This window comes from Pseudomonas sp. UBA5568 (assembly GCF_002425525.1).
Taxonomy (GTDB): Bacteria; Pseudomonadota; Gammaproteobacteria; order Pseudomonadales; family Pseudomonadaceae; genus Aquipseudomonas; species Aquipseudomonas fulva.
In genome coordinates this window covers 1-11,225 of record NZ_DIMK01000049.1, presented here as the reverse complement: position 1 = coordinate 11,225, position 11,225 = coordinate 1, and the positions used below count along the sequence as shown (strand labels likewise).

Here is an 11,225-nt window from a genome sequence, read left to right as displayed (position 1 = left end):
CGCTCTCCCAGCTGAGCTATAGCCCCACAGAGTCACGCTGAACCGATACGCTGGCTGGGTGCCTGGCGTTTCGTTTATGTTCATCGCTGTGGACGGGGCGCATATTAAGATCCAGGTGCAGGCCTGTCAAACTAAATCTTCAAAAAAACCAAAAGTTTTTTCACAGATAACAATCACTTACCGCCCTGCCCCGCAATATCGGTTTATCGGGCGGGCCAGACCAGCCTGCAACGCTGGATCCATTGCACACGGCAGCGGCCGACCGTCGTGGGAACGACGGCCTGCCCGCCTGCCTCATCTCAAGCGATGGTAGCCAGCTGCTTTTCCCATTCCTTGTTTTCTTTCTTGGAAACACCACCCAGCAAATCCAAGGCCTGACGCAGACGATATCGGGTCAGGTCAGGGCCGAGGATTTCCATGGCATCGAGCACCGACACCGAGCTTGCCTGCCCGGTGATGGCGGCGAACATCAAGGGCATGGCGTCACGCAGCTTCAGTTCCAATGCATCGACCACGCTCTGAATGCAACCGGTGATGCGCTCTTTTTCCCACTGACGCAGGCTCTCAAGCTTCCACAGGATCAACTGCAGGACCTGGCGCACCTGATCGGCCGACAATTTCTTGCTTTCGAACAGCTTGGCGTCAAGCTTCAGTGCGCCTTCGAAGAAGAACCCGCCCAAAGGCACCACCTGGCTGAACGTTTCAACCCGGTCCTGCACATGCGGCGCGATTTTCATCATGTAGTCGCTGTTGAACGCCCATTTCTGCAGGCGCTGGGCAAAGGCTTCCACAGGGAGCTCACGCAGCCATTGGCCGTTGAGCCAGGAGAGCTTCTCGATGTCGAAGATCGGCCCGCCCAGCGAAACGCGGGACAGGTCGAAGTGCTCGACCATTTCGGCCAGCGAGAACTTCTCGCGCTCATCGGGCATGGACCAGCCCATCCGGCCCAGGTAGTTGAGCATGGCTTCGGGCATGAAGCCCATGCGCTCGTAGAACGTCACCGACGTCGGGTTCTTGCGTTTGGAAAGCTTGGACTTGTCCGGATTGCGCAGCAGGGGCATGTAGCACAGCTTGGGTTGTTCCCAACCGAAGTACTCGTACAACTTGATCAACTTGGGCGCCGACGGCAACCACTCTTCACCGCGCAGTACGTGGGTGATGCCCATCAGGTGATCGTCGACCACGTTGGCCAGGAAGTACGTGGGCAGGCCATCGTTTTTCATCAACACCTGCATGTCCATGCGATCCCACGGGATCTCCACGTCACCGCGCAACATGTCCGGCACCACGCACACGCCCTCGGCGGGCACTTTCATGCGGATTACATGGGGCTCGCCTGCGTCCAGCCGGCGTTGCACTTCGTCGGCGCTCAGCAGCAACGCTCGCCCATCGTAACGAGGCGTCTCGCCGCGGGCCTGCTGTTCGGCGCGCATCTGCTCCAGCTCCTCGGCGGTGCAGAAGCAATAGAACGCATGGCCGGCGTCGACCAGCTGCTTGGCGTACTGGGCATAGATTTCACCGCGTTCACTCTGCCGATACGGACCATGTGGGCCACCCACGTCCGGGCCCTCGTTCCATTCGATGCCCAGCCAACGCAACGCATCGAAGATCTGCTGCTCGGACTCGCGCGTGGAGCGCAGCTGATCGGTGTCCTCGATGCGCAGGATGAACTCGCCGCCGTGCTGTTTGGCGAAGCAGTAGTTGAACAGGGCGATGTAGGCGGTGCCGACATGGGGGTCGCCGGTAGGCGATGGCGCGATACGCGTGCGTACGGTGGTCATGGGAGTCTCGAACGAAAGATGAAACAAAGCCTCGATGTTAGCAGGTGGCAGGCACCGGGCTCCAGCGATGCGGTGAACCTGAGCTGGCCCCCATGATGCCGAGCCCACGGTAGGCCATACCGTGGGTGGCTTGGGTGCAGCGCGGTCTCGCCTGATCGATGCGCTGTGAATGCCGACCGCCAGGCATCAACTTGCGATCAGGCGATCTCGCAACTGGGTGATCTCGTCACGCAACTGGGCGGCGGCTTCGAATTCCAGGTCACGGGCGTATTGCATCATCTTGTCTTCGAGCTGCTTAATGCGTTTGGTGATTTCGCCTGGGGTGCGCAACTCGGCCTCGTAACGCGCGCTCTCCTCTGCCGCCTTGGCCATCCCCTTGCGTTTCTTGCTGCGAGCGCCCGGGACGGTCGCACCTTCAAGGATATCGGTGATGTCCTTGACCACGCTTTTGGGCACGATACCGTGCGCTTCGTTGAAGGCGATCTGCTTTTCTCGACGTCGCTCGGTCTCGTCAATGGCCCGCTGCATCGAACCGGTTATGGCGTCGGCATATAGAATCGCCCGACCATTGAGGTTACGCGCAGCCCGGCCAATCGTCTGGATCAGCGAACGCTCGGAGCGCAGGAAGCCTTCCTTGTCCGCATCGAGGATGGCGACCAGCGAAACCTCGGGCATGTCCAGGCCTTCGCGCAACAGGTTGATGCCGACCAGGACATCGAACGTGCCCAGGCGCAAGTCGCGGATGATCTCGACCCGCTCCACGGTGTCGATGTCAGAGTGCAGGTATCGCACCCGTACATCATGGTCTGCCAGGTAATCGGTCAAGTCCTCGGACATGCGCTTGGTCAAGGTGGTGGCCAGCACCCGCTCGCCCAGGGCCACGCGCTTGCGGATCTCCGAGAGCAGGTCATCTACCTGGGTCAGCGCAGGGCGTATTTCGATCTGCGGGTCGACCAGGCCAGTGGGACGCACCACCTGCTCGACGACGCGCCCAGCATGCGCCTCTTCATAAGGACCGGGCGTGGCGGACACGAAGATGGTCTGCGGGCTGACGCTCTCCCACTCGTCGAAGCGCATGGGGCGGTTGTCCAGCGCCGACGGTAGACGAAACCCGTACTCCACCAGCGTTTCCTTGCGTGAGCGGTCCCCTTTGTACATGGCGCCCACCTGGGGAACGCTGACGTGCGACTCATCGATGACCAGCAGTGCGTCGGCGGGCAGATAGTCATACAGCGTAGGTGGGGGCGCACCGGCAGGACGACCGGACAAGTAGCGTGAGTAGTTTTCGATACCGTTGCAGTAACCCAGCTCCATGATCATTTCCAGGTCAAAGCGGGTACGCTGCTCAAGACGCTGAGCCTCCACGAGCTTGTTGGCCTTGTGCAGGTACTCAAGCCGGTCGGCCAACTCTTCCTTGATACCCTCAACCGCCTGAAGCAGCGTTTCTCGCGGCGTCACGTAGTGGCTCTTGGGGTAGAACGTGAACCTTGGCAACTTGCGCAGGATTTCGCCTGTCAGCGGATCGAACGCGGCAATGTTTTCCACCTCGTCGTCGAACAGCTCGACGCGTATGGCTTCAAGGTCCGATTCGGCCGGGTAGATGTCGATGACATCCCCACGCACTCGGAAGGTGGCACGGGCGAAATCCATTTCATTGCGGGTGTACTGCAAGTCGGCCAGTCGGCGTAGCAACGCGCGCTGGTCGAGCTTGTCGCCACGGTCGATGTGCAACACCATCTTGAGGTAGGTTTCAGGACTGCCCAGGCCATAGATGCAGGACACGGTGGTGACGATGATCGCATCGCGCCGCTCGAGCAGCGCCTTGGTCGCCGAAAGGCGCATCTGCTCGATATGGTCGTTGATCGAGGCATCCTTCTCGATGAAGGTGTCCGATGAGGGCACATAGGCTTCGGGTTGATAGTAGTCGTAGTAGGAAACGAAGTACTCCACCGCATTGTTGGGGAAGAATGCCTTGAACTCGCCGTACAACTGCGCCGCCAGCGTCTTGTTCGGTGCCAGGACCAACGTGGGGCGCTGCACCTGCTGGATGACGTTGGCGATGCTGAAGGTCTTGCCAGAGCCGGTCACCCCCAGCAGAGTCTGGTGCGCCAACCCCGCCTCGATGCCCTCGACCATTTGCCGAATGGCCTCTGGTTGATCGCCTGCTGGCTGGAACCGGGTAACGAGCTGGAACTCGGACATGTCGAACCTCGCGGTGCTGCACTGTAAATTTAGCCAGTAGTCTATACCCAAATGGGCACGCCGGGGGACGCTTTGAAGGCCCAACGGTGACCCCGTGTTACGGTGGACAGGGCAAAGGCCGCAAGGGTCGAAAATTTTTTGCGCAAATAGTCGTAAAAGCGGCGTCGCAGTGTCGCCGTGACCGTACCGGATCACTATACTGACTCCCCGTTTGTGCCCCGCTTCAGTGCATTCGGCTGGAGCGGATACCTCCCCTTACACTCCTATCCGAGCCAAGGTAACAATGAGCCTGTTTTCCGCTGTCGAGCTGGCACCCCGCGACCCCATCCTGGGCCTCAACGAAGCATTCAATGCCGACCCACGCACCGACAAGGTGAACCTGGGGGTGGGCGTCTACTGCAATGAGGAAGGCCGCATTCCGCTGCTGCGGGCGGTGATCGAAGCCGAGACCCAGCGTGCCGCCCAGCATGCCTCGCGTGGCTACCTGCCGATCGACGGCATCGCGACCTATGACCAAGCGGTGCAGAAACTGCTGTTCGGTGCCCAGTCCCCGTTGCTGTCCGATGGCCGGGTTGTGACTGTCCAGGCAGTGGGCGGTACGGGCGCACTGAAGATCGGCGCCGACTTCCTCAAGCGTGTATCCCCCGAGGCCGTGGTAGCCATCAGCGACCCGAGCTGGGAAAACCACCGTGCGCTGTTCGAATCAGCGGGCTTCCCGGTTCATACCTATCGGTACTATGACGCCCCGACCAACGGCGTCAATCGGGCAGGCATGCTCGAAGACCTCGAGGCGTTGCCCGCAGGCTCCATCGTCGTGTTGCATGCCTGCTGCCATAACCCGACCGGGGTGGACCTGGACCTGGAAGACTGGAAGAACGTCCTGCAAGTGGTCAAGACCAAAGGTCATGTGCCCTTCCTGGACATGGCCTACCAGGGCTTTGGAGACGGCATCGACGAGGACGCCTTTGCCGTACGCCTGTTTGCCGAGTCGGGCCTTGAGTTCTTCGTCTCCAGCTCGTTCTCCAAATCGTTCTCCTTGTACGGTGAGCGCGTGGGCGCCCTGTCGATCGTGACGGCCTCCAAAGACGAAAGCACGCGCGTGCTGTCCCAGGTCAAGCGGGTTATTCGTACCACCTACTCCAACCCCCCCACCCATGGCGCCACCATCGTGGCGACGGTGCTCAACAGCGCAGAGCTGCGGCAGATGTGGGAAACCGAGCTGGCAGAAATGCGCGAGCGCATTCATGGCATGCGCAAGCAGATGGTCGAGTTGCTGGCTCATTACGGTGCCAAGCGCGACTTCAGCTTCGTGGGTCGCCAGGTCGGCATGTTCTCCTACTCGGGCCTGACCGTGGAGCAAGTGGCTCGGCTGAAGAACGAGTTCGGCATCTACGCGCTGGACACTGGCCGCATAGCCGTGGCTGCGCTGAACCAGAACAATATCCACGTCGTGACCAAAGCCATCGTTGAAGTGCTGTAACTGATTGATTTCGCAGGGGTGACTTGACTTACCCCTGCTGTTGAGTAAGATACGTGCACATTCCGCGATAGCTCAGTCGGTAGAGCAAATGACTGTTAATCATTGGGTCCCTGGTTCGAGTCCAGGTCGCGGAGCCAGATAATCAAGATCCTTCACAGGGTTTTGAAAATAATCCAAAAACGCCGCTTTGAGGGATGTTGTCAAACAGACATACCCAAAGCGGCTTTTTTGTGCCCGCTGTGGATATGCCCGTGTCTTTTGCCCAGGTCAGTGCTCATCGCATGATCCGCATGGCATGGGTGCCGTTCAGGCGCTCCATGAGGCGTAGGCCAAATGCACGCCTCCCGCGCATCGACTCATCTCGTCAACACATACTGCAACCCATGATGCTCCAGCAGGGTACGTATCTCTCGCAGGCTTGCTAGCCGTCGCTCACTGACCCATGGCCACTCGGGCCGCTGGATATAAAAACGTTCACCTTCCTGGACGATGGGCGTGTACACCAACCCACCCGTGCGGCTGCGATGCACCAACTGCAACTGGCCATCGGTGCTCTCGAACGTGAATGCACCGTTATGCTTGAGCATGGCCGCCACTTCCTCACCGACCGGCTTCGCCGCTTTAATCGGTACTTGCAGGCGAAGATCGCTTTTGACCCGGCGTACCTCCATGACGTAATCAATGGCCGCCAGCCCAGGGTCGGCACCGATACCGCCGGGCATACCTACCTCAATGTCCTCGACGCGCAAACTGATTGCGCCCTGAAGTTCGCTTACGCCGCGCACGCCTTCAAAGTCGCTGGCGTGGCTATTTCCCACCAGCGCAACCCACCGGCTTGGGCCTCGGACCGCCTGGTCCGCCTCGATGATTTCATGGGCGTAGAAGTTCATCATTTGCTGCCTGATCACCGCCGATGGCGGGTTGTCCCAGGCCTGGCGGTAGCTGGCCATGCAGTCGATGGACTGGATACGGATGCCGGACTTCTGCGCCGCAATCAGCACGTTGCGAAACGAGTAGCGGCCTGCCAGATCGACCCCATGACCTTCATCCAGATTATTCACATAGGTGCTCAACCGAGCGGGCATCTTGCCCGAGCATTTGAACACATCGAGGTCGGCCTGATGAAAGTCGGTCATGAAATGCTCCAGGTAGAGCACCTTGATCTTTTCGCGCTTGAGCAGAGGCATGTTGTCTATCAGAAACTGCTTGCTGCCCAGCCCTGAATGGCTTTCACCGATGACCAGCCCTTCACTGTTCTGGTAGAGGCTGCGGATGATCAGCTTGGCACTGGCGTCACGAGGCATAGCCGTTATTGCGGGCCGCGCGGGCGGTATGACATTTTCGAGATAGGCAACGGCGTCGGTGGCAAGTGCGTCGCGGCTGGCACGGAATGCCTGGTAGCTCGCTTCTACCTGAGCATCGAAGCTGCTCATGATTCCACTTAGCGCGCGTTCATCTACCGGGGCATTGGCGGCATGCTCAAGCAGAGGACGGGTTTCACGCGGAATCTCGTAGGGCATTTCGGGCAGGGCCTGCACAGCAGCTGCGTTGCTTGGCCGCCCCCAGGCCCCAAGCAACTTGCGTGGCAATCCGCCACCCTGTAAGCCTGAGCGCTGTAGAGGTTGCCACTGGCCGTCCGCTGTCATATGGATGGGCACGTTGCGATAGAACGAGTACGGATTCTGCGGGTCGATGACCACCCAGCCGCCCATCTGCTGCACATAACGGACCTCGAAGGGTTGCTGGTCAATCAGCGCATAGAACTTGCCATCCTGCAGATAGATACCCTCCTGCCCGCCACTCCCAGACTGGGCGCTGAGGATGATGTTGGTTTCAAAAGGTGCCAGCAGGTCTTCATGGCCAACCGGGCGGAACGGCTCAGGGACCCAGGCTTCAATTTCGGCGGGTGTCGCCGGGGCCGCCTCCTCTTGCTCAACGGCCAGGGTGCTGCCCTCAGGCACCTGTGGATCAATCAGCGTTTCCTCGGCGCCTGCACCTACGGCACCGGCTAGCATGGCGGCGTTGAACAAGGTGTCGATGGCCGCCAAGATCGCGCCGGTCACACCGGCCTGCCGCTCGCTCGTGGTATGACCGTTGACAGCCTGGTCGATGTTCAGCCCCATATCGGCAAGCCCTGCGCCGACCACAACCAGTGCGATCGGCCAGTCGACAGCTGCCATGGGCCCTGCTACTTGACCGAACGCCTTGAGATAGCCGATCCACAGCTGTTTGCGCAGGTCCGCGTTGCTGCGCAGGGCGAACTGTGCGTCGTCGGTCATGCGCTGGCGCGCGGCGTCGCGCAGGTGACTGAACGCATCGCCCGGCAGGGTGGCATCGAGCTGATTGAGGCACTCGTGATCATCACCGCCCCAATTGAAGAACAGTAGATCGATCAGGTGATTGAGGCCAAGGCGATCATCTTTTTGGGCACGGCTGGACAACGGAAAGTGCGCCACGAAGCGCGCCCGGTTTTCGGCTTCGTTGGTATTGTTCAACACCCACCAGTAGAGGTCCTTACGCGTTGGGAAAAGATGCAGTGCGTTCGTTTCACCTGGGGTGTACAGCAGTTGCGAACCATCCTCCAGCACAATGCGCAGAAAGTCGCTCGCAATGTGCCCGCCAATGTCGAAGGTACACACGCGATAACCCGCGGCCGGCGGTACAACCGCCTGAAGTTGCTCCAACGTGGGTGATGCAATATCAAGACCTGTCAGCGCAGTGGCGACGCGGCGAACATGCTGGGCCAGCGCCGTGCTGCTGTCGGCCGCGCAAATTTCGATCACCTTGGCGAGGAAGTTGACTTTCGCCAGTACACGATAGTGCTCAGCATGTTCTTGCCAAAACGCCTGAAGCCGATGGTGAAATTGGGTACTGAAGTCGATTTGCCAGAAATCCTCGAGCACAGCCTGGGGCTCCAGACGGATCTCATTGTGCTCGTCATAAAAACCGGGGCCAGGGCCATTACTGTAAAAGCCGGTCAGGTAACTGAGCAGGTCGCTGTTATCCTGGTCATGGACGTCGAAACGGTGCATGACCAACTGCGGCAGTGTGAAGGATTGGACAGGCGGGTCCAGGTGCTGCCACCCACTGAAGGTGCGAGGGCTGCTCTGGGCGGTTTCGAAACGGTTGAGGTAGACCTGGTCAGGGTCAAGGTGTGACAAGTTGTGTTTGCTCAACAACCCAACAGCTGTGTCGCGGGCCAACTGGCGCATATCAGGACAGGCTGCTACAAGTGGAGCAGCGATGGCGCGTAGCTGGGATTCGACGGGTGGGGTCAGAATCTGCAGGCCCATGGCGAGGTTCCTCACGGTGTAAAACCGTGAGGTTGAGCCATTACCGTACGTTTTGAGCGCTAGTTATCAACCACCTTCCACACGGTCTTCATGCCCCAGTGAAGTGCGGTGAAGCGTGACTCAGGGATAATCCACCTGCCCTATGGGATAGAACTCACCCCGGCTCCACACGCCCAGCCATTGCTGATCTGCGATTTGCCGCGCAACGGCCAACTCGACCAACTGATAGAAGACATTACGGTGAATCAACGCCTCAAGATTGCTGCGCATCAGCACATAAGGCGAAGGCGCCTGGGTGACGGGGTCAGTCACCACCCGCAGCGGATGGTCAGGCCCTGCTTCGACCTGATCATCCACATTGTTGGTGAAGCGTAACACCTGCTGCTCCCCCTCCCCCGTCACTTCCAGGGCCACGGCAACGAACGGTGCATCGTCGACTTTGATGCCGACCTTCTCGACTGGCGTTACCAGAAAGTAATCATCACCGTCGCGGCGGATGATCGAAGAAAAGAGCTTCACCATCGGCTTGCGGCCGATAGGCGTGCCCAAGTAATACCACGTTCCGTCCCGTGCGATACGCATGTCGATGTTGCCGCAGAAATCGGGATTCCAGAGGTGCACAGGCGGCAAGCCCTTGGACGTTGGAAGCTGTGTCAGCAGGTCGTTGGCCTTGCCCGTCTCATTCATCGCAGTGCCTCATCGACTCATGCCAAGAAGGCTACGAGCGTACTCGCGCATGGGCGCAGCAAGCAAATCCCTGGGCGTCTGGTCGTGGAACGTCAACAAACCGCCACGGCTTTTGATACGGACCGTGTCTATCAGGTAGCGGGTACTGGTTTCGATGAGCATCATCTGTACCACGCCGCTATCCCAACCCAGTCGGTCCACGGCCTGTTCGTCGTACCACTCGTCCCCATTGCCAATGCGGTCATCGGTACGAGCGAAACGGGTATAGAGCACGTAATCGGCCCCAAATGAGCGTGCCTGCGCAATGGCCTCTTCCAGGCCCAGCGGTGCCTCGGCACGGCGTAGCATCGGGAAATACTCAACGAAGCTTTTGAAGGCCTCTTCGGCCACCGCATTCTGCTGCGGGACCGGGCCTTTACCGGGCGGCACGAATGCACCTTGCCCAATGAAGATAAAGGAATCGGGCTGCAGTCGGATCGACAGCGTACGACGGGTATCGCTGTGATCCAGCAGGCCGGCATCGCTCATGTGATAGCGAACACCTTCCCCCATATCACTTACTTTCATGCACCCGCCCAACGCCGCAAGCGTCAGCACCAAGACCAGGCTCCGCATCATTCCTCCAAGGGCCGGCGTCAAAAAAGCCGGCGAATGGCTGACGAATGCAGCTTTTGCGCCAGTTTTGGGTTGGCCACACGCCTGGGCCGGTGCTGACTCAGCTGGCTGGGTCGGGGTCGCGCTTGCGTTTGTTGCCCATGCGTACGCCGATGTCCATCAGGAACTGGAAGAAGCCTTCTTGATCTTCCAGCACATTGCTCCAGAACGGGGAGTGATAGAGCGCTACCGCCCCATGGACCAATGCCCAGGCGGCACAATAGTGGAAATAAGGGGGTACATCTTCAAGCTTGCCCTCACTGATGCGGCCTTTGATCAGTTGCGTGAGGCGGTCGAAGTTGGAGGCGCGAATGCTATGCAGTTGCTCGACCATTTCCGGCACCTGGTTACCCTTGACTACCTTCTCTTCCAGACGATCGAAGAGCCTGTAGCGTTGCGGGTCGCGCATGCGAAATTCGAAGTAGGCACGAGACAGGGCTTCCTTGTCGCGGTCTACATCGGCCGAATGCAGAAGCTCATTGAGGTCGCGCTCGTAGTCGAGCATCAGGCGCAGGTAGATCTCTGCCTTGGACTTGAAATGCTTGTAGATCGTGCCTTTGCCGATACCCACGGCGTCGGCGATCATTTCGACGGTGACGCTGTCCTCGCCTTGCTCGAGGAACAGCTTGAGTGCGGTGTCTAGGATTTCCTGTTCGCGACGGCGAAACTCACGGACCTTACGAGGTTCTTTCTGCATGGGAAGGACTGGCTGACGATCGAAGCGGATTATTATGCCTAACTTGCGCGAAATTGCACGGATCATCCGTGGTCACCTCTGTTTTCGGTGGTGTGCGGGTGATCCTGATCGTTGGCAGCCTGGCCTGGAGTATTCCAAATCTGTTTAAAAAACGATCAATTTTGCCTGGCATTGTGCGTAGCCTGGGCAATACTCAAGGGGTCGGCGCGGCGCATCCCCCCGAGTGACGCGGCGATAAAGGTACTCAGGGACCGCATACCTTTGTTCTACTCCTAATGGTCTTAACCCGGATTCCCCCCCAGAAGCCGGGTTTTTTTTGAGGGGGGGTTGGGTGGCTAGCGTAAAGCAGATCCCCGCGACCCCCACGCTACCGTTCAGCTCTTGCTCTTGCTCTTGCTCTTGCTCTTGCTCTTGATCTTGATCTTGATCTT

Annotated in this window: 8 protein-coding genes and 1 tRNA gene; 3 read left to right on the top strand and 6 right to left on the bottom strand. The window is 59.2% G+C overall.

What is annotated here, in order from left to right:
* Positions 1-299: 299 nt before the first annotated feature.
* Positions 300-1,781, bottom strand: a complete 1,482-nt coding sequence (gltX, locus tag B2S33_RS15820; protein WP_288650631.1) for a glutamate--tRNA ligase — start codon at positions 1,779-1,781, stop codon at positions 300-302.
* A gap of 186 nt (positions 1,782-1,967) precedes the next feature.
* On the bottom strand, positions 1,968-3,983 hold the full coding sequence (gene uvrB, locus B2S33_RS15815) for an excinuclease ABC subunit UvrB (protein ID WP_023535858.1): 2,016 nt from the start codon (positions 3,981-3,983) through the stop codon (positions 1,968-1,970).
* Positions 3,984-4,266: 283 nt separating this feature from the next.
* On the opposite strand from uvrB, the gene B2S33_RS15810 reads away from it, so the two are divergent.
* Complete coding sequence (locus B2S33_RS15810) at positions 4,267-5,463, top strand: amino acid aminotransferase (protein WP_028688127.1); 1,197 nt, start codon at positions 4,267-4,269, stop codon at positions 5,461-5,463.
* Positions 5,464-5,524: 61 nt separating this feature from the next.
* Positions 5,525-5,600 (top strand) — tRNA-Asn (locus B2S33_RS15805).
* A 219-nt stretch (positions 5,601-5,819) separates the two neighbouring features.
* Here B2S33_RS15805 and B2S33_RS15800 read toward each other — a convergent pair.
* The 4 genes from B2S33_RS15800 to B2S33_RS15785 all read right to left on the bottom strand — a co-directional run bounded on the left by B2S33_RS15800 (position 5,820) and on the right by B2S33_RS15785 (position 10,794).
* A complete protein-coding gene (locus tag B2S33_RS15800; RefSeq protein ID WP_288650630.1) occupies positions 5,820-8,756 on the bottom strand; it encodes a membrane-targeted effector domain-containing toxin in 2,937 nt (978 codons plus the stop codon).
* A gap of 120 nt (positions 8,757-8,876) precedes the next feature.
* A complete protein-coding gene (locus B2S33_RS15795; protein ID WP_028688126.1) occupies positions 8,877-9,443 on the bottom strand; it encodes a DUF1285 domain-containing protein in 567 nt (188 codons plus the stop codon).
* A gap of 9 nt (positions 9,444-9,452) precedes the next feature.
* A complete protein-coding gene (locus B2S33_RS15790) occupies positions 9,453-10,058 on the bottom strand; it encodes a DUF4823 domain-containing protein (protein ID WP_028688125.1) in 606 nt (201 codons plus the stop codon).
* A gap of 100 nt (positions 10,059-10,158) precedes the next feature.
* The gene (locus tag B2S33_RS15785) at positions 10,159-10,794 is read right to left on the bottom strand and encodes a TetR/AcrR family transcriptional regulator (RefSeq protein ID WP_023535859.1); all 636 of its coding nucleotides are present in this window, start codon (positions 10,792-10,794) and stop codon (positions 10,159-10,161) included.
* A 68-nt stretch (positions 10,795-10,862) separates the two neighbouring features.
* Between B2S33_RS15785 and B2S33_RS15780 the strand changes: the two genes are divergently transcribed.
* Positions 10,863-11,021, top strand: a complete 159-nt coding sequence (locus B2S33_RS15780) for a hypothetical protein (RefSeq protein ID WP_154665224.1) — start codon at positions 10,863-10,865, stop codon at positions 11,019-11,021.
* Positions 11,022-11,225: the final 204 nt, after the last annotated feature.